Genomic DNA, 25701 nt, shown 5'->3' on the forward strand with positions numbered 1-25701 from the left:
TGCCGGATAGTGCAACACCAGCGGCCATCCGTCGGGAGGAGGGGCATGCGCGAGATCATCAACCCGTTCAACCAGGCGGTCATCGCGAAGCTCGCCGACGCCACCCCCGCCGAGGCGCGGGCCGCCGTGCGTGCCGCGCGGGTCGCGTTCGACTCCGGCGAGTGGCCACAGTGGACTCCCGAGGAACGTGCCGCGTTGCTCACCCGGGTGGCCGACCTGCTGGTGCACGACAGGTCCGACCTCGCCCGCTGGGAGACGGTCGACACCGGCAAGACCCTGGCGGAGAGCGAGATCGACGTCGACGACGTGGTCTCGGTGTTCCGGTACTACGCCGGCCTGGCGGTGCGGGACCACACCCGCGCGGTCGACGCCGGTCCGGGCGTGGTCAGCAGGGTCGTGTACGAGCCGGTCGGGGTGTGCGTGCTGATCACGCCGTGGAACTACCCGCTGCTGCAGGCGTCGTGGAAGATCGCCCCGGCACTGGCGGCCGGCAACACGGTCGTGGTCAAGCCGAGCGAGGTCACACCGCTGACCACGGTCAGGCTGGTGGAGCTGATCGAGCGGGCGGGCGTGCCGGCCGGAGTGGTGAACCTGGTCCTGGGCGCGGGGCCGGAGGTGGGCCCGGTGCTGACGAGTGCCCCGGAGGTCGACCTGGTGTCGTTCACGGGCGGCCTGGCGACGGGCAGGGCGATCATGCGGTCGGCGGCCGACACGGTGAAGAAGATCGCGTTGGAGCTGGGCGGCAAGAACCCGAACATCGTGTTCCCGGACGCGGACTTCGAGGCCGCCGTGGATCACGCGCTGACCGGCGTGTTCCTGCACGCCGGCCAGGTGTGCTCGGCCGGTACGAGACTGATCGTGCACGCCGACCTGCACGACGAGTTCGTGGCGGAGCTGGTGCGGCGGGCGGAGAAGATCCGTCTGGGCAACGGCCTGGCTCCGGACAGCCGAAGCGGGCCCCTGGTGTCCGCGGAACACCGCGCGAAGGTGGAGCGGCACGTGGCGGCCGGGATCGCCGAGGGCGCGACGCTGCTGACCGGCGGCCGGCGCCCCGACGCGCCGGAACTCCGGGCCGGGTTCTTCTACCTGCCGACGATCTTCGACGACTGCCGGCGCGACATGAGCATCGTGCGGGAGGAGACGTTCGGCCCCATCCTGACGGTCGAGACCTTCACGACCGAGGACGAGGCCGTGGAGCTGGGGAACGACACCGAGTACGGGTTGGCAGGCGCGGTGTGGACCGGTGACCGGGCGCGGGCGCGGCGGGTCGCGAGCCGGCTGCGGCACGGGACGGTGTGGATCAACGACTTCGGCCCGTACCTGCCGCAGGCCGAGTGGGGTGGCTTCAAGCACTCGGGCACCGGCCGGGAGCTGGGCCCGACGGGCCTCGCCGAGTACCAGGAGGCGAAGCACATCTACGAGAACACCGCACCGCGCCCGGAGAACTGGTTCGCCACGGAGGACGACCCGTCAGGGCCGGAGAGCTAGACAGGCCGGCCGCCGGTAGTGGGTCCGGCGGCGTTGCGGGAAAGCCCGAACACCGCGGTCAGTCCCCGAAGTAGCCGATCCGGCTCGAGATCTCCTCCGCGCCCGCGCGGAGCTTCTTCGTCACCGACTCGAACGAGTCGGCCGTCAGGCGGTACGCCGGGCCCGACACGCTCACCGCCGCCACCACCGTGCCCTCGGCACCGCGGATCGGCGCCGCCACGGCGTTGAGGCCGATCTCCAGCTCCTCGTTCGTGGCGGCCCAGCCGCGCTCACGGGTCCGCTTCAGCTCGGCCAACAGCTTCGAGCGGCTCGTGATCGTGTTGGGGGTGAACCGCTCCAAAGTGTCCAGTGCGTCCTCCAGGATCTTGCCTTCCGCCCACGCCAGGAGGACCTTGCCGCTGGACGTGGCGTGCAGTGGCGTGCGCTGCCCGATCCAGTTGCGGGTGGTCACGGCCGCGGAACCATACGACTGGGTGATGTTCGTCGCCGCGCCGGTGTCCAGAATGGCCACGTTCACCGTCTCGTCCAGCTCCTCCGCCAGGCGCTCGCACACCGGCTGCCCCTCGCGCGAGAGGTCGAGGGACGCGGTGGTCGCGCCGGCCAGGCGGATGATGCCGAAGCCGAGCCGGTACTTCCCCCGGTCGCTGACCTGCTCGACGAGCTGACGGTTCTCCAGCGCGCCGACCAGCCGGAACGCGGTCGACTTGTGCACGTCGAGCTCGGCGGCGATCTCGGTCACACCGGCCTCGCCGCGGCGGGCGAGCAGGTCGAGAATCGCCAGCGCACGGTCGACAGACTGCACCTGTACGGCCGGCTGTTCGTTGCTCATGCCGCAACTTTACCCAGCCGTCACGTTTTCCCCTGGTAGGCCTCTTGACGCGTCCCCGGGCAAGCCTCACAGTTGTTGCGCATAGCAGTGGCTGTTGTGGATCACGCAACGGAGGGTAGATGATCCCGGTATGCGCGGTTGGCGACCTGCCGGACGGTGAGGCCGTAAGAGTCGAGGCCGAGGTCCCGATAGCCGTATTCAACGTCGAGGGCGCCTTCTACGCCATCGACGACACCTGCACCCACCAGGACGCGTCGCTGGCGGACGGCTGGCTGGAGGGCCGCACGGTCGAGTGCCCGCTGCACGCCAGCTGCTTCGACCTGCGAACCGGCGAACCGGCCGGCCCACCCGCGAAGAAACCGGTCCGCACCCACAAGGTCGTGGTCGAGGACGGCCAGGTGTACGTCTGCGTGTCAGCGGCAGTGGCCTGATGCGCTCGGTGACGATCGTCGGCGCGTCACTCGCCGGCCTCTCCGCCGCACGCGCACTACGCGCCGAGTCCTTCGACGGCCGGATCACCGTCGTCGGCGACGAACGGCACGAGCCCTACGACCGGCCGCCCCTGTCGAAGGAGTTCCTGGCCGGAAAGGCAGGCCTGGCCGACATCGCACTGTCCACCGAGGATGACGCCGGGCTGGACCTGGACTGGCGCCTCGGGACCACCGCCGCGCGCCTCGACCCCGCCCGCCGCGCGGTGGTGCTGGACAGCGGCGAGGAGCTGGTCTCGGACGGCGTCGTGCTCGCGACGGGTGCGCGGGCACGAACCCCGCGGGGTTCCGCGCTGGTGGACGTGCACACCCTCCGCTCCCTGGACGACGCGGTGGCGCTGCGGGCCGACCTCCTCGCGGGCGGTCCCGTGGTGGTGATCGGCGCGGGCTTCATCGGCGCGGAGGTGGCGTCGACGGCCCGGGCGCTCGGTCTCGACGTGACGGTGGTGGAGATCCTGCCGACGCCCCTGGCGGGTCCACTGGGCGAGGAGATGGGCGGGCACGTCGCCGCCCTCCACCAGGACAACGGCACGACGCTCGTCACCGGGGTGGGCGTGGTCGGGTTCGTCGGTGGCTCCCGGACCGAGGCCGTGCGGCTGGCCGACGGCCGCGAGCTGTCCGCCGCGACGGTCGTCTGTGGCATCGGCGCCACCCCGAACATCGAGTGGCTCGCCGGCTCCGGCATCGAGACCGGCGCGGGTGTGCGCACCGATGCCCGGTGTGCCACCAGCATTCCCGGCGTCGTCGCCGTCGGGGACTGCGCGTCGGCGCACAACCCGTTCGCCGGTGAGGCGTTGCGGCTCGAACACTGGACCAACGCGCTCCAGCAACCCGCCGTCGCCGCCGCCACCCTCCTCGGCCGCCGGGCCGACCTCCGCCCCGCGCCTCCGTACTTCTGGTCGGACCAGTACGGCGTCCGGCTGCAGTTCGCCGGACACCGCCGGCCCGGGGACACCGTCGAGGTCGTCGACGGCGACCCGGACTCCCGCTCCTTCTGCGCCGTCTACCGGCGGGCCGGCCGGCCGGTCGCCGTCCTCGCCCTTGACCGGCCCAAGCTCTTCGGCCGCCTGCGCCGTCAACTGGTCGCGCCAGAACCGGAGGTGGTCCGATGACGATCAGCCTGCCGCCCAGCCTCCTCGCCACCCTCCCCGGCGACCACTACACCGACCCCGCGATCTTCGCGCTGGAACAGGAAAGGATCTTCGAACGGCACTGGTTCGCCGCCGCCCGTGCCGGCGAGATCGACACGCCGGGCAGGTTCAGGACCGTCCAGGTCGGACGGGAGAGCGTCCTGTTGGTCCGGGGCCGGGACGGCCGGCTGCGGGCGTTCTTCAACGTCTGCCGCCACCGTGGCGCGAAGCTGTGTGTCGACGAGACGGGTGAGGTCAAGCGCTCGCTCCAGTGCCCGTACCACGCCTGGACCTACGGGCTGGACGGCAGGCTGGTCGCCGCGCCGAACCTCACCAGGATGCCCGACATCGACCGCGTCGAGTACGGCCTCGTCGGCGTCCACCTCCGCGAATGGCTCGGCTACGCCTGGGTGTGCCTCGCCGACGACCCACCGTCCTTCGAGGACACCGTGGTCGGCGCGGCCACCGAGCGCCTCGGCGACGCGGCGCTGATCGACCGCTGGGAGGTCGACGACTTGGCCGTCGGCCGGCGGATCGTCTACGACGTGGCCGCGAACTGGAAGCTGATCGTCGAGAACTTCATGGAGTGCTACCACTGCGCGACGATCCACCCCGAGCTGACCGAGGTGCTGCCGGAGTTCGCCGACGGCTACGCGGCGCAGTACTACGTCGGCCACGGCGCCGAGTTCGCCACCGAGGCGCGGGGCTTCACGGTCGACGGCGGCGAGGGCTTCGGCAAGCTGGCGCGGCTCACCGAGGACCAGGACCGCCGCTACTACGCGGTGACCGTCAACCCGCAGGTGTTCATCAACCTGGTGCCGGACCACGTGATCCTCCACCGCATGTACCCGGTGGCCGCGGACCGCACGATCGTCGAGTGCGACTGGTTGTACAGCAAGGAGGTCGTGGCGACGGGCCGGGACGTGTCCCGGTCGGTGGAGCTGTTCCACCGCGTCAACCAGCAGGACTTCGACGCCTGCGAGCGGTGCCAGCCGGCGATGTCGTCCCGCGTGTACGCCAGGGGCGGCGTGCTGGTGCCGACCGAGCACCACATCGCCGCGTTCCACGAGTGGGTGACCACCCGCCTGGCCCGACAGCCCGGGTGAGAGACTGCGGGCATGGATGCCCGTCCCACACCGCCCCTGATCGCCGACGAGCGGGAGATGCTGCGCGGCTTCCTGGAGTTCCACCGCGCGACCCTGGCGATGAAGTGCGCGGAACTGTCCGATGAGGACCTGCGCAGGAGGTCGATGCCGCCGTCGACGCTGTCGCTGCTCGGCCTGGTCCGGCACATGGCCGAGGTCGAGCGGACGTGGTTCCGGAAGATCATCAACGGCGAGGACATCCCCCTGGTGTGGTCGGCCGACGGCGACTACCAGGTCGCGTACGACCCGGCGGACGGCACCCGGGCCGAGGCGTTCGCCGCCTGGGAGACCGAGGTGGCACACGCCCGCCGCATCGAACGCGAGGCCGAGTCCCTGGACGTGACCGCCTACAACCCCCGCTGGGACGAGCACGTGTCGCTCAGGCTGGTGATGATGCACATGATGCACGAGTACGCCCGCCACAACGGTCACGCCGACTTCCTCCGCGAGGGCATCGACGGCGTGACCGGCGCCTGACCCTCGCGAAGAAAGGAACCACCCCTCAGACCGGGTGGGTCTCCAGCCATTCCCGGACGCGGTTGTCCTGGCTGACGATGGCCCGCTGTTCCGCGGAGAGCATGACGTAGAAGTAGGCCTGGAAGTCGATCTCCTTGTCGTAGTGGTCGAGCAGCTGGATCGTCGCCGCCATCAGGTCGTCGGGGTCGGCGCCCAGGACGGCGTCGTGCGGGCGGTTGCCCAGCGCGGCGTCCACCACCGCGCGCATCCCGCTGACCTCCTCCTCGGTCATCCCGCCTTCCTCGTCGGACGGTCGGGGCAGAGCCAGTGACGTGCAGGCGATCCAGTACAGGTCTCCGGTGAGCCGGGCGAGAATCCCGTTGCACGAATGGGCCTGCTGGTCCCGCGGGTCCCGCGGGCACTGCCCGGCCGCGCCGGTGCAGAGCAGGTCGTCGTCCTGCACGTCACCGATCACTCCCGGGACGTGGATGGTGTGCTCCTGCGTGCCCTGCGCCGCGGCCAGCCACCTGCCGAGCCCGTCGGCGTCGTTGCCGAACTTTCCGATACCGAGGTTGTAGGTGACGTTCTCGGACGTCAACGCCGGCCACGGCGCCTCGAGCGAGTCCCAGTTGATCAGAAGATCCTTGGTCACCACGAGGCCCTGTCCGGCGTCGGCGAAGAACTGCATGGTCGTTCCCGGCGGCACCGCGACCGTATCCATTCCGTCCTGAAAGGAGTATCCTTCCGGGGTCAGGCTGCCGTGTCCGAGAATGATGTGTCCCATTGATCCTCCCAAAGAAGTCCGAGACTTTCTTCGGAGGGTAGGACGCTTCGTCGGGCGGTCGGGAGCACGAAGGGGCAGCCGTCGGCGCAGGAATTCCCGCCTGATTCCGGTGGGATTGTTCGTTCCGCTTCAGGACCTCGATTGCCGCGATATCAGGACGATTGTTCTGCCGGGCCCATCCGTAGGGGGACGGCGTGCTGTTGGGTCCGGCCCCGCGGCGACGCCGGGGTTTGGGGGGCCTGTTCGAGGCGCCGCCGCGGAACCGGAGATCGTGATGACCGCATGCGCCCACGCGGAAGAATGCCGGTGGGCCGCGATCTGTCGTGCTCGTCGTCGTGGCACTCGCGGCACGCGAGTGCCTGGTCGCCGGCGGCGCCGACCGGTTGAGCGCCGCCGACGACCAGCACGACCCCGTCGTCGGCGAGCGGCAGCGCCGTTTGGGCAGTCCGCGCGTCAGTCATGACGGCGGCGGGGCGCCACTCGCTCCGGCCGGGGTCCGACCGCTCCACCGACCGCGGTGCGGTCGTGCCTCCAGCGGAGCGGTGAGCGCTGCCACCGGCGACGGGGACAGACCCGTCGGGCGGTAGCGCGGCACCGCGGCCCCAGCCCGCGGCGCCACGCTGAATGGTGCGGCCGTGCCTGGGCGGCACGGCGACGCGACCGGCACCCGGTCTCACCTGCGGGGTGCGGGTGACCGAGGCGCCGGCGGGGAGGGCAAGATCAGCCGCGCGGGTGTCACCGGTAATGTCGTCCACCCGAAGTAGGCGAGCAAGCCACGGCGACGAGAGACCGGGCATCAGGTGGATGCCGGTTGCCGCGTTGCTGGCCCACTTCAGCCGGACGATCGCCATGGGCCGCCTCTCGAGTCTGGAACGGTGACACACACACCGTTCCACCGGTGGTTTGCGATCCGTCCACAATTCGTCGACAGTTTCGGTATCTACGCACGATCTAGGTGTTCCTCTATGGGCATGGACGCACTGGTCCAGGTGCTCGGCCCGCTGGAAGTGCGGGTGGGCGAGGACGTGCTTGACCTGGGGGGAACCAGGATCCGCACCCTGCTCGCGATGTTGATCGCGAACGCGGGGCGGGTGACCACGATCGGCACGCTCGTCGGCGCGCTGTGGGGGGATGACGAGCCGCCGGGCGCGCACCGGTCGGTGCGGACGTACGTGTCGCGGCTGCGCCAGTCGCTGACGCCGGCCGGGGACTCGCTGGCCGTGGTCACCCACCCGGCCGGTTACGTGCTGCGCCCGGCACCCGGCGTGGTGGACTCCGCCCGCTTCGAGGAGCTGGTCGCGGCCGGTCGCCAGGCGTTGCCCGCCGAGCCCGTGCTCGCCGTCGAGCACCTGACGCGTGCGCTGTCGCTGTGGCACGGCGACGCCTACGGCGAGTTCGGCGACATCACCAGCCTGCGTGCGGAGGCCGGGCGGCTGCAGGGCATGCGACTGTCCGCGGTGGCCGACCGGATCGACGCGCAGCTGGCCGCCGGCGCGGGTGCCGAGCTGGTTGCCGAGCTGACCGGGCTCACCGAGCAGCATCCGGGGCACGACCGCCTGTGGGGACAGCTGATGCGAGCCCTCTACCGGGCCGGCCGGCAGGCCGACGCGCTGGAGGTGTTCGTCCGGGCACGCACGGTGCTGGTCGAGCGGTTCGGCCTGGACCCGTCGCCGACGCTGGTCGAGATCCACCGGCAGGTGCTGGAGAACGACGACCGGCTCGCCGCCGTGCCCTCGGGCCCACCCGCCCGGCCGCCGGCCCGCAACGACCTGCCCGGTGACATCGCGGACTTCGCGGGCCGCAGGGCGGAGCTGGCCCGGTTGCTGGCCGCGGGCGTGCCGGGGTCGGCGACGCTGGTGATCGAGGCACTGGACGGGATGGCCGGCGTCGGCAAGACCACCCTGGCCGTGCATGCCGCCCACCGCCTCGCCGAGCGCTACCCCGACGGGCAGCTGTTCGTCGACCTGCACGGCCACGCGTCGAACCAGCCGCCGCTCGCGCCCCTGACGGCGCTGGACATGCTGCTGCGGGCGGCGGGCGTGCCGAGCGAGGAGATCCCGAACGACGTGGACGCGCGTGCCGCGCGGTGGCGGGCGGAGCTGGCCGCGCGGTCCCTGCTCGTGGTGCTGGACAACGCCGCCGACGCCAGGCAGGTGCGCCCCCTGCTGCCGGGGACCGGGCGGAGCCTCGCGCTGATCACCAGCCGGCGCAGGCTGGTCGACCTCGAGACCGCGCACATCATGTCGCTGGACGTGCTGCCGGAGGCCGACGCGCTCGAGCTGTTCATCGGGATCGTCGGGGCGGAGCGCGTGACGACCGAGGCCGACGCCGTGCGGGAGGTCGTAGGGCTGTGCGGCAACCTGCCGCTGGCCATCCGGATCGCGGCGGCGCGGCTGCGGTCGCGGCCGGCGTGGACCGTGCGGCACCTGGCGGACCGGCTGCGCCAGGCTGGTTCGCCGCTCGCGGAGCTGTCGGCCGGCGACCGCAGCGTGGCGGCCGCGTTCGCGTTGTCGTACGAGAACCTGGATGCCGCGCAGCGGCGGATGTTTCGGTTACTAGGCATCCACGCGGGCCCCGACATCGACGTGAGCGCGGCCGCCGCGCTGGCCGCGGTCAACCGGGGCGACGCCGCGTGGTCGCTGGACGTCCTGGTCGACGACCACCTGGTGCAGGAGCCGGCCGCCGGCCGGTACCGCCTGCACGACCTGGTGCGTCAGCACGCGCACGCCGTGGCACTGGCCGACGAGCCGGCCGAGGACCGCCGCGCCGCGCTGCGCCGGTCCGTGGACTTCTACCTGCACACGGCGTACCGCGCGAGTGGCCAGCTCGACCAGCAGTTCCCGCCGATCGACATCGGCGTGCCGGCCAGCCACTGCGAGCCGGAGGACCTGCCCGACGACACGGCGGCCATGGAGTGGTTCGACGTCAACCAGCGGTGCGTGCTGGCGGCGCTGGCGGCCGCGGAGGGGGCCGGGTGGGACACGGCGGTGTGGCAGCTGGCGTGGACGCTGGACAACTTCACCTACCGGCGGGGCTCGGTGCACGACAGCATCGCGGCGTGGACGGCCGGTCTGGCGGCGGCGCAACGGCTGGGGAACGTGGCGGTTCAGTCGCGGGCGCACCGCAGGCTGGGGTTGGTGTACACCCCGCTGGGGGAACAGGAGGTGTGGCTGTACCACCTGGGGCAGTCGCTCACCCTGGCGGAGAAGATCGGCGACGTCCTCGGACAGGCCGGGGTGCACTTCATCCTCGCGTACGCGTGGAAGCAGCAGGAGGACTACCGCAAGGCGCTGCCGCACGTCATCAGCGCACGTGACCTGTACCGCGAGGCGGGCGGCGCGATGTGGGAGATCCGGGCGCTGAGCATGCAGGGCGCGTGCCACCTCAGCCTCGGTGACCACGAGCAGGCACGGGAGTGCGCCGAGTGCGCGCTGGAGCTGTGCCGGGAGCACGACGACGAGTACGGACAGGCGGACAGCCTGGAGACGCTCGGCGCCCTCGTCGTCCACAGTGGACGGTCCGAGGAGGCGCTCGCGCACTACGGGGCGGCGCTGGCGCTGTGGCACGGCCTGGACAACACGTTCCGCGAGGCCGGCACGCTGACCGCCATCGGCGACATCCACGCCAAGGACGCCGACCCCGACCGGGCCCGGCGGGCGTGGCGCCGCGCGATCGCCCTGTACCGGGCCCAGAACCTCCGCCAGGCGGCGGCCAAGGTGGAGGCTCGCCTCGCCGACCAGGACTGAGCCCTACGCGGTCCGTCGAGAGGACGCGGCCGCGGGCCGGAGTCGTCCGCCGTGCCGAACGGCACGCCCGCCCAGCCTGGTGTGCCAGGATGGTGCCAGGGGGTAAGGCTTTGGTTCATCTGCATCCGACCGCCGTCGTGTCGAGCGACGCGGTCATCGCCGACGACGTCGTGATCGGGCCGTACGCCGTGGTGCACCCGCATGTCCGCCTGGCGCGGGGGGTTCGGGTCGACGCGCACGCGGTGCTCGGCGGCGATCCGCAGGACCTGTCCTTCGCGGGCGGCGTGACCTGGCTGGAGGTCGGGCCGGACACGGTGATCCGCGAGGCGGTGATCGTGCATCGGGCGACGGTCCCGGACACCCCGACGCGCATCGGCGCGGCGTGCCTGATCATGGGCCAGGTGCACGTCGGCCATGACGCGCAGGTGGGGGACCGGGTCGTGGTGGCGCAGCACACGGTGCTCGCCGGGCACGTCTCCGTCGGACCCGACGCGGTGATCGGCGGGATGTCCGCGGTGCACCAGCATGTGCGGATCGGTCGCCGGGCCATGGTCGGCGGCTTCGCGAAGGTGACGCGGGACGTGCTGCCGTTCTGCGCGGTCGACGGCAACCCGGCCACGCACCGCGCGCTGAACGCGGTGGGGCTGCGGCGGGCCGGGGTGTCGGCCGAGGACCGCCGGGTGCTTCGGCAGGCGTACAACCGCCTGCGCGACGGGCGGCCCGTGGACGATCGCGCGGGGCTCGCCGGCCAGCTCGCCGAGTTCCTCGGCATGCCGTCCCGGCGAGGGATCAGCGCGTTCAACCGGGTTCGGGAGTCGGCCTGATGTGGACTCTGGGTGAGTTGGCGCCCCTGCTGGGCGCCTCGGCCGTCTCGGCGCCGGACTTCGTGGTGGCACGGCCGGTGCCGTACGACTCCGACGATCCACAGGGTCTCGCCTACTGCGCCGGGCCGAGGTACGCGCGGGTGGCGGCGCGGCATGCGGTGGGCGCGTTGATCCTGCCGCCCGGCCTGACGGTCGAGCGGCCGTGTCTGTACGCGGAGGACCCCGGGGCGGCGTTCACCCGGTTCCTGGCGCTGTGCCGGCGTCCGCTTCCCCTGCCGGCCGGGACACATCCGACCGCGGTGGTCGATCCCGCGGCCGTGGTGGCGCCGGGCGCTTCGGTCGGGCCGTACGCCGTGGTGGAGCGCGGCGCGCACATCGGCGCCGGGGCGCGGGTCTTCCCGTTCTGCTACGTCGGCGAGGACTGTGTCGTCGGGCCGGACACCGTGTTGTACCCGCATGTCGTGCTCTACCAGGACGTGCACGTCGGGGCGCGGTGCGTGGTGCACGCGCACGCGGTGCTCGGCGCGGACGGTTTCGGGTTCGCGTGGGACGGGACGCGGCAGGTCAAGATCGAGCAGGTCGGCGGGGTGCGCATCGGCGACGACGTGGAGATCGGCGCGGGTTCGGCCGTCGACCGGGCGACCAGCGGCACCACCACGGTCGCGAGCGGGGTCAAGGTGGACAACCTCGTCCAGATCGGGCACAACGCGCGAATCGGGCCGCACTCGGTGATCTGCGGCCAGGCCGGGATCGCCGGGAGCGCGGTCGTCGGCCGGCGGGTCACCATGGCCGGGCAGAGCGGTGTCGCCGATCACGTGTCCGTGGGTGACGAGGTGACCATGGCGGTGCGGGCCCTCGCGAGCCGGGACATCGCCGAACCCGTTGTGCACTACGGGTTTCCGGCCCGACCGGACGGCTTGCGGATCTCGGCCGCACTGGCCGAGCTGCCCCGGCTGCGTGATCGCCTCCAGCGGCTGGAACGGCTGCTGGCGGAATGATCCGTCGCCGGACCGTGCTGGCACCGGTGATGTTCACCGGGTTCGGGCTCCACTCCGGACGACCCGTCACGGTGCGGATCCATCCCGCCGACAGCGGGATCGCGTTTCGCTGCGACGGTTCGCGCGTGCCCGCGGGGCCCGCCGCGGTCACCGCCACCCGCTGGCACACGACGCTGGGTCACATCGCCACCGTCGAGCACCTGATGAGCGCGTTCGCCGGCGCGGGCGTGACGGATGCCGAGGTCGAGCTGTCCTACCCGGAACTGCCGGCGCTCGACGGCAGTTCCGCCGAGTACGTCCTGCCGACGCAACCACTCGACGAGGCCGAGGTGCCGGTGCCGCGGGACGAGGTCGTGGTCGAGGAGGCGGGGGGCTCGATCAGGGTCGTCGCCGGGAGCGGGGTGTGGAGCTACACCTTCCGGCACGGCGACGGCACACAGACGTTCACCTGCCGACTGCCTCGCGACTATCCGGCTCAGGTCGCTCCGGCGCGGACGTTCGCCTTCGCCGGCCAGGTACCGGACCTGGTCGCGCAGGGGCTGGGGCGGGGCCTCGACAGGTCGTCGGTCCTGCTGCTGGACCGGGACGGTTACGCGAGCACACCGCGGTTCCCGGACGAGCCGGCCAGGCACAAGCTGCTCGACCTCGTCGGCGACCTGTACCTGACCGGCATCCCGCCCGGCCTGCTCGACGTCACGGCGTCCTTCAGCGGCCACACGGCGAACGTCCGCATGGCCACCCGACTGGCGGTCACCCGACCGACGACGTGAGCCCGCGGCGGTGTTGTTCACGAACGGGTGAAGTCCCAGGGTCGACCAGCGCTCACCGCTGTCGGCCGGCGCTGGTGTGTAGGGGCGGACGCACCGGGTACAGCCACTCGAACCATTCATTTAAGAAGGAGTCGCAGTGGCGCCCACGAAGCCCACCAAACCCGGCAAGCTGGTCAAGGCAGCGCTCGAGAAGGCGGTGGAGAAGGTCGTCGAGCTGACGAACCCGCCCATCCCCGGCGCGCCGAGCAGCGAACCGCCCCGGTTGGACGAACCGACCGAGCCGCGGGGTCCGCTGTCGCCGAAGTCGGACCAGGCGGGACCGGAGACCGTGACCCCGACCGGGGTGCGGACCGGCGCACCGGCGCAGGCGGTGGGGCAGCAGGGCGAGTACCTGACCACCGCGCAGGGCACGCGACTCTACGACACCGACCACTCGCTCAAGGCGGGGGAGCGCGGGCCGACGCTGCTGCAGGACCACCACCTGCGCGAGAAGGTCATGCACTTCGACCACGAGCGGATTCCCGAGCGGGTCGTCCACGCCCGCGGCGCCGGTGCGCACGGCGTGTTCGTCGGCCACGGGTCGGCGGGGAAGGTCTGCAAGGCCCCGTTCCTGGGCAACGGCGTGCAGACGCCGGTGTTCGTGCGGTTCTCGACGGTCGTCGGGTCGCGCGGGTCGGCCGACACGGCCCGCGACACCCGCGGTTTCGCGACGAAGTTCTACACCCAGGAAGGCACGTTCGACCTGGTGGGCAACAACATCCCGGTCTTCTTCATCCAGGACGGGATCAAGTTCCCCGACATCATCCACGCGGCCAAGCCGCACCCGGGCCGGGAGATCCCGCAGGCACAGAGCGCACACGACAGTTTCTGGGACTTCGTGTCGACCCACACCGAGGCGACGCACCACGTGATGTGGCAGATGTCCGACCGAGCCATCCCCCGGTCGTACCGGACGATGCAGGGGTTCGGGGTGCACACGTTCCGCCTGGTCAACGCGGAGGGGGAGACCTCGCTCGCGAAGTTCCACTGGCGGCCGAAGCTCGGCACGCACTCGCTGGTCTGGGAGGAGGCGCAGCTGCTCGCCGGCGTCGACCCCGACTACCACCGCCGCGACCTCGCCGACGCCATCGAGTCCGGGGCGTTCCCGCAGTGGGAGCTGGGGATCCAGGTCTTCCCCGACACGCCGCGGCAGACGTTCGAGGGCATCGACCTGCTGGACCCGACGAAGATGGTGCCGGAGGAGCTCGCGCCGGTGCAGCCGATCGGGACGCTCACGCTCAACCGCAACCCCACGAACTACTTCGCGGAGACCGAGCAGTCCGCGTTCCACGTCGGACACCTGGTGCCGGGGATCGACGTGACCGATGACCCGCTGCTCCAGTCGAGGCTGTTCTCGTACCTGGACACGCAGCTGACCCGGCTGGGCGGGCCGAACTTCGGGCAGATCCCGATCAACCGCCCGCACGCGCCGGTGAACGACATGCTGCGGGACGGCTTCCACCAGCAAGCTGTACACGGGGGCGCGGCCCCGTACCACCCGAACACCCTCGACGGCGGCAACCCGTTCGAGGCGACCATCGAGACCGGGGCGTACGCCGAGGTGGCACAGCCGCTGCCGAGGGCCGGGAAGGTACGGCAGTCGCCGGCGTCGTTCGCGGACCACTACTCACAGGCGCGGCTGTTCTGGCAGAGCCTGTCGCCGGTCGAGCGGGAGCACGTGGTGCTGGGGTTCACGTTCGAGCTGGGGAAGTGCTACGAGCAGGCCGTGAAGGAGCGGGAGCTGCTGGTACTGGCCAACGTGGACCCGGTGCTGTGCGAGCGGGTGGCCGAGGGGCTGGGGCTGCCGGCGCCGGCGGCGACCAGCCGGCCGAAGCGGGTGACGCCGAGTCCCGCGCTGTCACAGATTGGCGAGACCTGGCCGGTGGACGGTCGGATCATCGGGATCGTCGTGGACGACAAGAGCCTGGCGGGCGTGCGGACGGTCCGCGAGGCGGTGCTGGCCGACGGGATGGTGCCGCTGCTGATCGCGCCGACGGGCGGCCCGCTCGAGGACGGCCTCGTCGCGCAGCGGACGTTCCTGACGGCCCGGTCGGTCGAGTTCGACGCGTTGCTGCTGGCGACGAGCCCGTCGCCGGGCACGGACGCGATGCCGGCGCGGGACGCGAAGGCCGGTGTGCCGAACGGGGCCGTCGACCCGCGGGTGGTGCTGATGATCCAGGAGTGCTTCCGGCACGCGAAGGTGATCGGCGGCTGGGGCGGCGCGCGGGCGGCGCTGGATGCGGCCGGCTGCGCCACGGGCCCGGGGATCGTGCTGGCCGACGAGCCGACGGAGGTGCTCGGCAAGGTGACGAAGCTGCTGGGCGCCCACCGGGTGTGGGAGCGGTTCAGCGCGTGACCGGGCAGGCCGCGCCACTCACGGAGGAGGAGATCGACCTGCTCCGGTCGATGTTCGACCTGGCCCGCGCCGGTGACACCGAGCGGCTGGTGACGGCCGTCGACGCCGGGATCCCCGTCAACCTCACCAACGAGGTCGGCGACTCGCTGCTCGTCCTGGCGGCCTACCACGACCACCCGGACACGGTGCGCATGCTGCTCGACCGGGGCGCGGACACCGCGAGGATCAACGACCGCGGCCAGACAGCGCTCGGCGCGGCGGTGTTCCGCCGGGCCGAGCGCAGTGTCGGGTACCTGCTGGCCGCCGGTGCCGACCCCGCGCTCGGGCCGCGTTCGGCGTTGGACATCGCCCGCTTCTTCGACCTCCCGGAGATGCTGGCCCTGCTGGAGGCGCCGCGCGGCTGAGCGTTTACTCCCGGTGCCGCCGCGCTACCGCCGCGGCGGCACCGGGATCCGCGAGACGTCCTCGGCCACCACGACCTCGCCGTCGAAGAGGCGGGCCGCCTCCTCGTGGAAGGGTCGCGGGTCCGGGTAGCGGCCCGAGAAGTGGGTCAGCACCAGCCGGCGCACGCCGCACTCCCGGGCCACCCGCGCCGCCTGCCCGGCGGTCAGGTGGGCGTACTCGGCGGCGAGACCCGCGTCCGCGTCGAGGAACGTCGACTCGATCACCAGCAGGTCGGCGCCCTCGGCCAGGGCGTACACGCCGTCGCACAGCCGGGTGTCCATGACGAACGCGAACCGCTGCCCGGGCCGCGGCACGCTCACGTCGGCCAGCCGCACGTCCCGCCCGCGGTGCCGGAGCACGCCTTCCCGTTGCAGCACACCGACATCCGGGCCGTTGATGCCCAGCTCACCCAGCGCGTCGGGCAGCATCCGCCTGCCGTCCGGCTCGACCAGCCGGTACCCGAACGTCTCGACGCGGTGGTCCAGCCGCCGTGCCTCCAGCGTGCCGAACGAGCCCGTGGCCACCACGCCCTCCCGCTCGACCGGCTCCTCCCGCAGCTCCGCCACCTCGTGGAACGACGTCGCGTACCGCAGCCGCCGGAAGTACTCCGCCCCGGACGCCGGGTAGTGCGCGCACACCTCGTGTGCCACCCGGTCCAGCGACAGCCGCTGCACGATGCCCGGCACGCCGAGGCAGTGGTCGCCGTGGAAGTGGGTGACGCAGATCCGGTGCACGTCGGTCGCGCTCACACCCGCGAGCAGCATCTGGCGCTGCGTGCCCTCGCCGGGGTCGAAGAGGAACCCGGTGCCGTCCCAGCGGAGCAGGTAGCCGTTGTGGTTGCGTTGCCGCGTCGGTGCCTGGCTGGCGGTTCCCAGCACGACCAGCTCACGTGTCGACACCCCGCGGAGTCTAGAAGCCCATTCGATCCATACCCCTCCGCCGGATGGCCGGGGTTGACTTCTGGGGTGTCGGGGTACGTGACTGGTAGACGACACATGTGCGGCCGAAGAGTCGACTCCAGGAGCAGGTCATGGAACATCCGGACGAGCGGTACATGCTCACAGGCGAGGAACGCTCCCAGTTTCGCGAGATCTGGAAGGAGCTCGCCGACGGGGAACCGGGCAGATCCGACATCGGCGACAGCGTTCCCGTTCCCCCGGGGTGGTCGGTCGTCCTGATGCTCTGCGTGGTGCTCGTCTTCGTCGGGCTGGCGGTGAACAGCGTGCTCCTGGTGATGGCGGCCGCGGGCGGCTGTGTGGCCTCCTGGGTCGCTCGCCGCCGATAATAGTTCAGCCTTTTCTGAGTTCAGACTTCGCTGTACTGTTCGGCAGGTGTTGACCGTCGCCACTCATGCCGAGGTACTGGCCAGGTTCGGGCATGCCCTGTCCGACCCCACCCGCAGCCGGATCCTGCTGGCGCTGCGCGAAGGACCCGCCTACCCGGCGGAGCTCGCGGACGCGCTGGGCGTGTCCCGCACCAAGCTGTCCAACCACCTGGCCTGCCTGCGGGGCTGCGGCCTCGTGGTGGCCCTGCCGGAGGGCCGGCGGACCCGGTACGAGCTGGCGGAGCCGAAGCTCGCGCACGCGCTCGCCGACCTGCTCGGCGTGGTGCTCACCGTGGACCCCCAGGCGTGCCCGAGCGCCGAGGCCGAGGGGTGCTGCTGATGTCCGCGCCGGCGCCGGAGCGGCGCACGCTGCTGGCCCGCCGCGTGCGATGGCTGGTCGCGGCCACCATCACCTACAACGTGGTGGAAGCCGTCGTGGCGATCGCGGCCGGCACGACCGCGTCGTCGACGGCGCTGGTCGGGTTCGGGCTGGACTCGGTGATCGAGGTGTCCTCGGCGGCGGCCGTCGCGTGGCAGTTCTCCGCCCGCGGCCACGCCGCCCGCGAGGCTCGGGAGCGGACGGCCCTGCGGGTCATCGCGGTGTCGTTCTTCGCCCTGGCCGCGTACGTGACGGTGGAGTCGGTGCGGGCGCTGGCCGGCGGCGCGGCGGCCGGGCACTCGACGGTGGGGGTCGTGCTGGCGGCGGTCAGCCTCGCCGTGATGCCCGGCCTGTCCTACGCGCAGCGGCGTGCCGGCCGTGAGCTGGGCTCGGCCAGCGCGGTGGCGGACTCGAAGCAGACGCTGCTGTGCACCTACCTCTCCGCCGTGCTCCTGGTGGGGTTGGGACTCAACGGTCTCTTCGGGTGGTCGTGGGCGGACCCGCTGGCCGCACTGGTGATCGCCGCGGTCGCGGTCAGGGAGGGCCGGCAGGCATGGCGCGGCGAGGCGTGCTGTGCCCCGGTCGAGTCCGCCGGGTGTGCGTGCTGCACTCCGTGACCGGTCAGTGCGCCGGCTCCGGGGCGGGCGCGGACCCGCCCAGGTGGGCCGGCAGCCAGAACGCGCCGGGCTCCGGTGTCTCGGGGTAGTCGCGCTGTGCCGCGTCGAGCAGCGCGGACATCCGCGCGCGCAGGTCGGCGGTGGTGACCTCCGGGTCGTCCTGCGGGGACGGCTGGAACGGTTCGCCGACCCGGATCAGGATCGGCACGTGGCGCTGGGTGAGGTTCTTCGGGTGCCCCTTGGTCCACAGCCGCTGGCTGCCCCAGACCGTCACCGGGATGATCGGCACCCCGGCCTCCGCGGCCATCCGCACCGCCCCCGTCTTGATCGACTTCACGGTGAACGACTGGCTGATCGTCGCCTCGGGGAAGACGCCGACGACCTCGCCGGCCGTCAGCGCCGTCACCGCCTCCCGATAGGAGCCCTGACCCGCGGCACGGTCGACCGGGATGTGCCGCATGCCGCGCATCAGGGGCCCCGCGACGCGGTTGGCGAAGATCTGGTGCTTGGCCATGAACCGCGTCCTGCGCTTGGCCGGCAGGCCCGCCAGGCCGCAGAAGATGAAGTCCAGGTAGCTGACGTGCGTGCAGGCGAGCACCGCCCCGCCGGTGGCCGGTATGCGTTCGGCGCCCTTGATGTCCAGCTTCAGGTCGAGGACCCGGAAGAGGGTCTTGCAGGCGAGGATCACCGGCGGGTAGACGAGTTCCACAGAGCCTCACTTCACGCACACTGTCCGTTATGGGTTGACCCCATCATCCCTGCTGCGTGGCGTTCGTGCTGGTAGCAGGCCTGTGACGTAACCGATCACACAGTGACCGGAGCACGCGGACGCACCGTCACCGGCGCGCCTACCGTGCGGCGCGTCTGGACAGGAACACGGTGCCGGCGTTGAACAGCAGGACCAGTGCGAGCACGCCGACGACGAGCCAGAAGCCCAGCTCGACGTGCAGTGCCTGGGCCACGAGGGAGTCCGGGTCCAGGCGCTCCCGGGGCGAGTCGGCGGCGATCTGCCGGGCCTGGGGGAGGAGGGCGGACCGCAGGTTGGACCGTGCGACGACCAGGGTGACGACGGCCGCGGCGAGCGTGGCGGCGGCGAGGGCCGCGCTGCCGTACATCCGGGCCCTGACCCGCGGCAGCAGGCCGGCGACCAGGCCCGCGGCGGCCAGCACGACGATGATGACCGCGAGTACCTCGACGCCGGCGTCCGGCACGTCGTTCGGGTTGGGTGGGCCGAGCAGGTCGTCGACCTCGGGGGTGGACACCCAGTCCGGCTTGGCGCCGGTGACCAGGTGCGTGCCGGTGTAGTCGAGCCCCGACCTGCCCACGTCCGGCACGTCACAGGAGACGGACAGGAACGGCAGCAGGAAGAACAACACCAGCGTCAGCCCGAACCCGGCCGGACTGGCCACCCGCGACAACAACGCCTTCAACGACCACCCCTCACGACGCCGCCAACCTACCGGACGGGCCCGCGCCCCAGGTGCTCGTCCGTCGCGAGCCGCACGCACACGGCCAGGCCGTTCATCGCGTCGGCCAGTTCGGGTAGTGGGGGATAGGTCGGCGCGATCCGGATCACCGCGTCCTCGGGGTCCCTGCCGTACGGGAAGGGCGCGCCGGCCGGGGTGAGGGCGATGCCGGCCTGTGCGGCCAGCTCCACGACCCGCGTGGCGCAGCCCGGGGTGACCCGCAGGGACACGAAGTAGCCGCCTTCCGGCGTGGTCCATGTCGCCACGCCCGTGAGCTGTTCGGTGAGCACGCGTTCCACCAGCTCGAACTTCGGCGCCAGCAGCTCCCGGTGCCGTGCCATGTGTGACAGCACGCCGTCGGGGCTGCGCAGGAAACGGGTGTGCCGCAGGTGGTTGATCTTGTCGGGGCCGATCGTGCGTTTGCTCAGGTGCCCGGTGAACCAGTCGAGGTTGGCGTCCGACGCGCCGAAGAAGCCCACGCCCGCCCCGGCGAACGTGATCTTCGACGTCGAGCCGAAGACCAGTGCGCGGTCCGGGTTGCCGGCCGACTCGCATGCCGGCAGGAGGTCCTCGACCTCACGCGGTTCGGTGGTGAGGTGGTGGACCGCGTACGCGTTGTCCCAGAAGACACGGAAGTCCGGGGCCGCGGTGGGCATCGCGGCCAGCCGTCGCACGACGGCCGGCGAGTAGGTCTCGCCCGTCGGGTTGCTGTACTTCGGCACGCACCAGACGCCCTTGACGCGGGCGTCCTCCGCGACCAGCCGCTCGACCTCCGCCATGTCGGGGCCGTCGCCGGTCAGCGCGACCGGGATCATCTCGATGCCCAGCTTCGCGCAGATCGCGAAGTGCCGGTCGTAGCCGGGAACGGGACACAGGAACGCCGCGTCGCGCCACGGGTGGTCACCACCCGGCACGCCGAACAGCACGGCGTGCACCAGGTAGTCGTGCATCAGCTCCAGGCTGGCGTTGCCGGCGGCGAGCAGCCGGTCGGCCGCCACGCCCAGCAGCGGGGCGAAGATCGCCCGCAGCTCGGGAAGGCCACGCAGGCCGCCGTAGTTGCGCACGTCCGAGGCGTCGGCGGCGCGGAAGTCAGCCGGCCCGGGCAGTGCCAGCAGCGGGTTGGCCAGGTCCAGCTGCTCGGCCGACGGCTTGCCGCGGGTCAGGTCCAGTCGCAGGCCACGCGCCCGCAGCTCCTCGTAGGCGTTCACGCCGCCCATCGTGCCCGAGGCCCGCCGGCACCCGCGAGCAGGTTGCCGAGAAACCCGGACTACGCCGCGCCCAGCGCCACGAACGACCACGCGGTCGCGACGTCCACGGGGTCGGCCGACGTCTTGTCCCTGGCGACGGCCAGCGACTCGGCCATCGTCATGCTGCCGGTGCTCAACGCCGTGTGCATGGCGCACATCACCGACACGGTCGCCACGTCGTTGACCGGCACGACCGTGGCCGCGATGCCGGCGGTGCCGAGGGGGAGCAGGGCCGCCGTCAGGCCGAGAAGCTCGTCCGCGCCAACGGGTTGCACCGCGCCGGAGTCGCACGACGGCAGGACGATCCGGTACGGCGTCCGGCGCAGCTGCTGGAAGTCGTAGACGGTCAGCGGTCCGTCCGCGAGCCGGATCGACGAGAACATCGGACTGTCCGCCCGGAACCGCCCGTGCGCCGCGAGATGGACGAGCGCGCTGCCGTCGATCGCGGACAGCACCGCCGCGGCGGTCGCCGCGTCGTGCTCGATCACCCGCGCGGCCGGGTAGGCCGCGGCGAGGTGGGGGATCTCCCCGCCGCCACTGGACAGCCCAGGCCCGCGCACCAGGACGACCTCGTCCTCCGCGGGGCGCGGCGCGCGCCGCGCGTTCACCCACGCCGTGGCCGACGGCGCGACCGTGTGCACGCGGTGGCGCAGGCCGGGCAGCAACGACCACGGCACGGCGCTGAACCGTCCCGGCGGGACGATCACCACCGGCCCGTCGCCGAGCAGCCCGGTCGCGGCCCCGAGAAGCTCGTCCTCCAGTTGCCGCCCAACGACTTCCAGCCGGGCGAGCAGCCGCGTCGCGGCGGCCGGCGGCGGCCCGTAGGCGAGTCGCCGCAGCAGCCAGCACGCCGTCTCCAGATGCCGCGCGGCGACGGAAACCCTGCCGGCGACCGTCCTGCGGACCCGCCCGCCGCCGCAGACCAGCACGTGCAGGTCACCGTCGATCGCCACGATCGCGGCCAGGCGGTCGGTGCCCAGCTCGTCCAGCAGCGGGCCGACGATGCCGGGCGCCCTGGCCACCGGGTCGCCGAGCGTGCCCGGCTGGCGGCGCAGCCGGTCCCGGATCCGCCGCTCCAACCGCTGCGACCGACCGGCCAGGGAGCCGACCGGCGTGCCGTTGACCAGTGCCTCGTCGAGCCGGCTCGTCGTCGCGCGGAGCGTGGCGAGGTCGTGGCGCACATCGTCGTCGGCCGGCGGGCGCACGGCCGGGACGGCGCAGACCGTCGCACGCCAACGCTCGCTCCACATCAGCAGCGGGCGCGGGCGGGCCCGGCGCAGGCACGTCCGCAGTGCCAGCTCGGCCAGCTCGGCGCCGTGGTCGGTCGCGCGGGCCCGCAGCTCCGACGCGCCGAGGGTGAGCCGGTGACCGTCGAGCACGTCGAGACCGTGCCGGCAGGCCGAGAGCACGAGCCGGGTGTCGTCGGCCTCCTCCGCCAGCTTCGCCTGGGCGAGCCAGCCCTCCGCCCTGGTGATCGCGGACCCGCCGCGCCGCGCGGCGGCCGCCGCCCTCAGGTGCTCCCGCGCCTGCCGGCGCCGGTTCACGGCGAGCGCGACACGGCCGGCCAGCAGGTGCGCCTGGATCTGGTCCGGCGCGTGCAACGCGGCCAGCCCGCGGGCGGCCTCGCGGGCAGGGGCGAGCTGTCCCATCCCGTCGGGCTCGGTCGCGAACCGCGCCTGCAGCGCGAGCAGGCGGGCGTGCTGGCGCCACCACGGCCGGCGCTGCGCCGTGAACAGCCGGACCGCCTCGTTCGCCCTTTCCTGTGCCACAAGGGTTTTCTTGGCCGCGAGCGCCGCGCGGCCGGCGACGAGCAGCAGCTCCGCCTTGCGGGTGGTCTGGCCGTTGCGGCTGGTCACCTCGGCGATGGCCGCGTCGGCCTCGGCCAGCGCCTCGTTCGGCAGCCCCGCGGCCAGCAGCACCGCGCACAGGTCCGCGACCAGCTCTGGCATGGGGGTGTCCAGCCGGCGGAACCGGCGGTCCGCCTCCTCCAGGTTGGTCAGCGCGGTGGGCAGGTCGCCGGAGCGGAACGCGGTCAGCCCGAGGTTCTGCAGCGCGATGGCCGAGTCGTGCTCCTGATCGGTCCGGGCGAACAGCCGCTCGGCCTCGGTGAAGTCCGCGGTCGCCCGCTCGACCGCGCCGAGGGCGAGGTGCACGTGCCCACGCAGGGAGATCGCCCGGCCGACCCAGACGGTGTCCTTGGCGCGCCGCAACACCAGGATGGTCGCCCGCACGTCGGCCAGCGCGTCCTGGTGCCGGCCCAGCACCCACAGCGCGCCCGCGCGGCGGAAACGCACCCGCGCCCCGTGCGTCCCCGTCGACGAGGCCACCGCGCGGTCGAGCGCGGCCAGCCCCGCCCGCGTCCGTCCGACATGCACCAGTGCGATGCCGAACGTGGCGAGCACGTCGGCCTCGCGCTCGGCCGACCCGGACCTGCGGGCCAGTGCGAGCGCCTGCCGTAACTCCGCGATCGCCGACGTGAGATCGCCGAAATCCCGCTGCACGATGCCGATGGCCTGGTGTGCGACGGAGGCGTCGAACGCGGTCGGTGAGCCGGCCAGCACGGCACGTGCCATGCGGAGGGCCTTTTTCGGGGCCGCGAACACCAGCTGGAGCAGATCACTCACGAGGGCACATATTACGGATCGACAACATTCCGGATGCATGGTCGGCGGCTGCGTATTCCGCGCCCGGCACGATGCATCAGCAGAGATGTCATCTGTCATTTCACTGGGGGGAGGCAGAGTGCCAAGGCCTGAGCAGAGCAGGAGCGCAGACGGTCGTCCGGGGGGAGTCCAGGCGATCAGCCGTGCGCAGTTCGCGGCCATCACGAAAGCCGCGGAAAGAGAGAACGTCCAGTTCGAGTCGGAGCCCTCGGACGGGGCTCCGACCCACGTCTGGCACAAGGGTCACATCCTGGCCGGCGCCGACGTCGCCGACTACGACATCGCGGAGCTGACCACCCACGGGGCCGAGATCGTTCGGCACCTCGACGGGAGCGAGCAGCGGCCGGGGCGAGCGAAGCTGTTGCGGCTGCACGAGAACGAGACGCGGAGTGCGTGGCAGGTCGCCGCGTACCTCAACAACCTGCGTGGTCTCGAGGGCAAGTTCTCGGTGAACAACCTCGTGCACGTGGCGCACACGGACGGGGTCAACTTCTGCCCGGCGGACGAGCCGTTCCCGGTCCGGCCCTATCCCGAGACCATCCCGTACCCACCGCCGCAGTCCGGTGACGGGGGCGCCGGCGTGCGCGTCGCGGTCATCGACTCGGGGCTGTCGCCGGGCTGGGACGTGGACCACCCGTGGCTGACCGACGGTCCGGCCGAGGTGTCCGGCGACGCCGAGGTCGGCACGTACCGCCCGGACGGGCGGATCGAGGCGCACGCCGGGCACGGCACGTTCATCGCGGGTGTCGTCCGGTGCGTGGCGCCGGCGGCCACGGTGCACGTGTCCAACACGATGCGCTGGGCCGGTTCGATGCTCGAGTCCGAGGTCGCCAAGGCGGTCATCGAGGTGCTGGACACGAAACCGGCGCCGGACATCATCAACCTGTCCGCGGGCTGCGTGCCGATGCACACCCACGACGGCAAGGGCGCCCCGGTGTCCCTGCCGATGCTCGACGTGATGAACCGGCTGACCCGGCCCGACTGCCACACGCTGCTGGTGACGGCCGCCGGCAACGACGGCAGTGGGCCGGACGACGTGTGGTTCTTCCCGGCCGAGTACGCCGGCTACCCGGAGTTCCGCGACGTCGTGGTCGCGGTCGGGGCGCTGCGGCAGGACCGCGAGGGGCGGGCGTGCTTCTCCAACTACGGTGGCTGGGTCACGGTCTACGAGGACGGCGAGAAGCTGGTGAACGCGTTCCCGCCGGGCCCCTTCCAGTACCAGGAGCCACTGGGCGGGACCGACTGCGTCTACCACTCCCCGTCGCTGTACGACGGATGCAGCTGTGTCACCGCGCCGCAGAAGGGCACCGTCGTCCGGTCCCGGGGGATGGCGGAGTGGAGCGGGACGTCGTTCGCGACGCCGGTCGTCGTCGGCCGGATCGCCGAGCGGATGTCGCGTGGGCGCCAGTTCCTGGGGCGGCCGAGGGCGGCGATGCGGGACCTGCGGCGCGACCTCATCGAGATCGAGGACTCGGGGGACGGCGTCCGGCTGCCGATATTTCCTAAACGAGTACCCACTGGGTGATCACGGCGACGCCACCGGGTGCGGCCAGGCGGAACCTGGCCGCACCCCGTGGCACCTCCGCGGTGAACATCCCGTCGGTGTCGATCGGCAACCGCCGGCGTTCCTCGCCGAGATCCAGCTCGGCGGTGCCGGACAGCCCCTCGACGAGACCGCGAACCGTCACCAGGTCGTCCTGGTACTCGAGCTGGACCTCCAGGGACACCTCGCCACGCTGGAAGGACAGCAGGCGCACCTGTTCCTGGTCCCCGCGTACCTGGGCGAACTCCTCCGCCGTGTCCAGCAGCAGCTCGGCCAGCTGCTCGTCGAGGCGCCTGGTCTCCAGCGCTCTGCTGGCGTCGTGGACGACGTTGGGTGGTACCGGGTCGAGTCGTGCGTAGAGTCGGCGCAGGGTGGACATCATTTCCTCGTCATTCATCTCTCGGCACCCCCTTCCTTGCCGGTGAGCAGCTCACGAAGCCGTCGAAGGCACCGCTGGCGGGTCGGGCCGAGGCTGCCGACCGGCATGTCCAGCGCGAGGGCGGCGTCCTTGTAGGAGGGGGGTGGCGTTGCCATCAACACCCGGAGCACGCGGAAACACGTCTCGCCGAGCTCGGCGACCTTGCGCCACAGCGCGGCGTCCCGCTCGTCGGTCAGCAGGGCGTGGTCCACAGGTGGCGCGGGGTCCGGCATGTCGTCCAACACTTCGACGTGGCGGGTCAGCTGTTGCCGGTTCGCCCGGCGGATCAGCTGCATGCACTCGCGGCGGACGGTGACCACCAGCCAGGCCGGCAGCGCATCGGGCTCCTCGATGCGGTTGAGATTCTCCACCAGCCGTAACCAGGTGATCTGCACGACGTCGGAGGCGTCGCGGGCGTCGAGCCGGAAGCTTCGCGCTATCGACCACAGCAGGGTGCTGAACTCGTTCACGATCGCGTCCCAGGCAGCCTGGTCGCCTCCGCCCGCCGCGGCGAGCAACGACCGAAACTCCACGCCGACCTCCGTTG

At 72.1% G+C, this 25701-nt stretch carries 25 protein-coding genes; 16 read left to right on the plus strand and 9 right to left on the minus strand.

Annotation, left to right across the window (positions count from 1 at the left end; genetic code table 11):
• Window positions 1-45 precede the first annotated feature (45 nt).
• The gene (locus VET29_RS37300) at window positions 46-1488 is read left to right on the plus strand and encodes an aldehyde dehydrogenase family protein (protein ID WP_324929763.1); all 1443 of its coding nucleotides are present in this window, start codon (window positions 46-48) and stop codon (window positions 1486-1488) included.
• 58 nt (window positions 1489-1546) lie between these two features.
• Here VET29_RS37300 and VET29_RS37305 read toward each other — a convergent pair whose 3' ends face one another.
• Window positions 1547-2317, minus strand: a complete 771-nt coding sequence (locus VET29_RS37305) for an IclR family transcriptional regulator (protein ID WP_324929765.1) — start codon at window positions 2315-2317, stop codon at window positions 1547-1549.
• A gap of 119 nt (window positions 2318-2436) precedes the next feature.
• Here VET29_RS37305 and VET29_RS37310 point away from each other — a divergent pair, with 119 nt between their 5' ends.
• The 4 genes from VET29_RS37310 to VET29_RS37325 are packed head-to-tail and all read left to right on the plus strand — an operon-like array spanning window position 2437 to window position 5557.
• A complete protein-coding gene (locus VET29_RS37310) occupies window positions 2437-2748 on the plus strand; it encodes a bifunctional 3-phenylpropionate/cinnamic acid dioxygenase ferredoxin subunit (RefSeq protein WP_324929767.1) in 312 nt (103 codons plus the stop codon).
• Window positions 2748-3917 carry an NAD(P)/FAD-dependent oxidoreductase gene (locus VET29_RS37315; protein WP_324929769.1) on the plus strand — a complete coding sequence of 390 codons (1170 nt, stop codon included), beginning with the start codon at window positions 2748-2750 and terminating at the stop codon, window positions 3915-3917. Before VET29_RS37310 ends, VET29_RS37315 begins: the two co-directional genes overlap by 1 nt.
• On the plus strand, window positions 3914-5041 hold the full coding sequence (locus VET29_RS37320; protein WP_324929771.1) for an aromatic ring-hydroxylating dioxygenase subunit alpha: 1128 nt from the start codon (window positions 3914-3916) through the stop codon (window positions 5039-5041). The genes VET29_RS37315 and VET29_RS37320 overlap by 4 nt, the downstream gene beginning before the upstream one ends.
• A gap of 12 nt (window positions 5042-5053) precedes the next feature.
• Window positions 5054-5557 (plus strand): DinB family protein, encoded by a 504-nt coding sequence (locus tag VET29_RS37325; RefSeq protein ID WP_324929773.1) that lies wholly within the window; start codon window positions 5054-5056, stop codon window positions 5555-5557.
• A gap of 25 nt (window positions 5558-5582) precedes the next feature.
• Here VET29_RS37325 and VET29_RS37330 read toward each other — a convergent pair whose 3' ends face one another.
• Window positions 5583-6320 carry a hypothetical protein gene (locus VET29_RS37330; RefSeq protein ID WP_324929775.1) on the minus strand — a complete coding sequence of 246 codons (738 nt, stop codon included), beginning with the start codon at window positions 6318-6320 and terminating at the stop codon, window positions 5583-5585.
• 635 nt (window positions 6321-6955) lie between these two features.
• On the opposite strand from VET29_RS37330, the gene VET29_RS37335 reads away from it, so the two are divergent.
• From VET29_RS37335 to VET29_RS37365, 7 genes are all read left to right on the plus strand, one after another.
• Window positions 6956-7084: a hypothetical protein gene (locus tag VET29_RS37335; RefSeq protein WP_324929777.1), complete on the plus strand. Its 129-nt coding sequence runs from the start codon at window positions 6956-6958 to the stop codon at window positions 7082-7084.
• Window positions 7085-7291: 207 nt separating this feature from the next.
• Window positions 7292-10066 carry an AfsR/SARP family transcriptional regulator gene (locus tag VET29_RS37340; protein ID WP_324929779.1) on the plus strand — a complete coding sequence of 925 codons (2775 nt, stop codon included), beginning with the start codon at window positions 7292-7294 and terminating at the stop codon, window positions 10064-10066.
• A gap of 110 nt (window positions 10067-10176) precedes the next feature.
• The gene (locus tag VET29_RS37345; RefSeq protein ID WP_324929781.1) at window positions 10177-10890 is read left to right on the plus strand and encodes a hypothetical protein; all 714 of its coding nucleotides are present in this window, start codon (window positions 10177-10179) and stop codon (window positions 10888-10890) included.
• Window positions 10890-11888: a UDP-3-O-(3-hydroxymyristoyl)glucosamine N-acyltransferase gene (gene lpxD / locus VET29_RS37350; protein WP_324929784.1), complete on the plus strand. Its 999-nt coding sequence runs from the start codon at window positions 10890-10892 to the stop codon at window positions 11886-11888. The genes VET29_RS37345 and lpxD overlap by 1 nt, the downstream gene beginning before the upstream one ends.
• Window positions 11885-12658, plus strand: a complete 774-nt coding sequence (locus VET29_RS37355) for a UDP-3-O-acyl-N-acetylglucosamine deacetylase (protein ID WP_324929787.1) — start codon at window positions 11885-11887, stop codon at window positions 12656-12658. The genes lpxD and VET29_RS37355 overlap by 4 nt, the downstream gene beginning before the upstream one ends.
• A 136-nt stretch (window positions 12659-12794) precedes the next feature.
• Window positions 12795-15053 (plus strand): catalase, encoded by a 2259-nt coding sequence (locus VET29_RS37360; RefSeq protein WP_324929790.1) that lies wholly within the window; start codon window positions 12795-12797, stop codon window positions 15051-15053.
• Window positions 15050-15457 carry an ankyrin repeat domain-containing protein gene (locus tag VET29_RS37365; protein ID WP_324929793.1) on the plus strand — a complete coding sequence of 136 codons (408 nt, stop codon included), beginning with the start codon at window positions 15050-15052 and terminating at the stop codon, window positions 15455-15457. The genes VET29_RS37360 and VET29_RS37365 overlap by 4 nt, the downstream gene beginning before the upstream one ends.
• A 24-nt stretch (window positions 15458-15481) precedes the next feature.
• Here the strand turns inward: VET29_RS37365 and VET29_RS37370 are convergent, their stop codons facing one another.
• Window positions 15482-16396, minus strand: a complete 915-nt coding sequence (locus VET29_RS37370) for a ribonuclease Z (protein ID WP_324929796.1) — start codon at window positions 16394-16396, stop codon at window positions 15482-15484.
• 131 nt (window positions 16397-16527) lie between these two features.
• On the opposite strand from VET29_RS37370, the gene VET29_RS37375 reads away from it, so the two are divergent.
• From VET29_RS37375 to VET29_RS37385, 3 genes are read left to right on the plus strand one after another with little or no spacing between them, the layout of a single operon-like run.
• Window positions 16528-16782, plus strand: coding sequence for a hypothetical protein (locus VET29_RS37375; protein WP_324929799.1), 255 nt, complete (start codon window positions 16528-16530; stop codon window positions 16780-16782).
• Between the two features lie 46 nt (window positions 16783-16828).
• Window positions 16829-17161, plus strand: coding sequence for a metalloregulator ArsR/SmtB family transcription factor (locus tag VET29_RS37380; protein WP_324929802.1), 333 nt, complete (start codon window positions 16829-16831; stop codon window positions 17159-17161).
• Entirely contained in the window at window positions 17161-17817 is a 657-nt protein-coding gene (locus VET29_RS37385) for a cation transporter (RefSeq protein WP_324929856.1), read from the plus strand. The genes VET29_RS37380 and VET29_RS37385 overlap by 1 nt, the downstream gene beginning before the upstream one ends.
• Before the next feature lie 4 nt (window positions 17818-17821).
• On the opposite strand, the gene VET29_RS37390 is transcribed toward VET29_RS37385, so the two are convergent.
• The 4 genes from VET29_RS37390 to VET29_RS37405 form a co-directional block, all read right to left on the minus strand.
• Window positions 17822-18526 carry a lysophospholipid acyltransferase family protein gene (locus tag VET29_RS37390; RefSeq protein WP_324929804.1) on the minus strand — a complete coding sequence of 235 codons (705 nt, stop codon included), beginning with the start codon at window positions 18524-18526 and terminating at the stop codon, window positions 17822-17824.
• A gap of 139 nt (window positions 18527-18665) precedes the next feature.
• Window positions 18666-19247 (minus strand): hypothetical protein, encoded by a 582-nt coding sequence (locus VET29_RS37395; RefSeq protein ID WP_324929807.1) that lies wholly within the window; start codon window positions 19245-19247, stop codon window positions 18666-18668.
• Window positions 19248-19273: 26 nt separating this feature from the next.
• The gene (locus tag VET29_RS37400) at window positions 19274-20491 is read right to left on the minus strand and encodes an aminotransferase class I/II-fold pyridoxal phosphate-dependent enzyme (protein WP_324929810.1); all 1218 of its coding nucleotides are present in this window, start codon (window positions 20489-20491) and stop codon (window positions 19274-19276) included.
• 59 nt (window positions 20492-20550) lie between these two features.
• Entirely contained in the window at window positions 20551-23154 is a 2604-nt protein-coding gene (locus VET29_RS37405) for a CHAT domain-containing protein (RefSeq protein WP_324929813.1), read from the minus strand.
• 118 nt (window positions 23155-23272) lie between these two features.
• On the opposite strand from VET29_RS37405, the gene VET29_RS37410 reads away from it, so the two are divergent.
• Entirely contained in the window at window positions 23273-24718 is a 1446-nt protein-coding gene (locus VET29_RS37410) for a S8/S53 family peptidase (protein WP_324929816.1), read from the plus strand.
• Here VET29_RS37410 and VET29_RS37415 read toward each other — a convergent pair.
• Complete coding sequence (locus VET29_RS37415) at window positions 24696-25133, minus strand: hypothetical protein (protein ID WP_324929819.1); 438 nt, start codon at window positions 25131-25133, stop codon at window positions 24696-24698. The two genes, VET29_RS37410 and VET29_RS37415, sit on opposite strands and share 23 nt — an antisense overlap.
• A complete protein-coding gene (locus VET29_RS37420) occupies window positions 25130-25687 on the minus strand; it encodes a sigma-70 family RNA polymerase sigma factor (protein WP_324929822.1) in 558 nt (185 codons plus the stop codon). The genes VET29_RS37415 and VET29_RS37420 overlap by 4 nt, the downstream gene beginning before the upstream one ends.
• Between the last annotated feature and the right edge of the window lie 14 nt (window positions 25688-25701).

The organism is Actinophytocola sp. (assembly GCF_035634895.1).
Classification (GTDB): domain Bacteria; phylum Actinomycetota; class Actinomycetes; order Mycobacteriales; family Pseudonocardiaceae; genus Actinophytocola.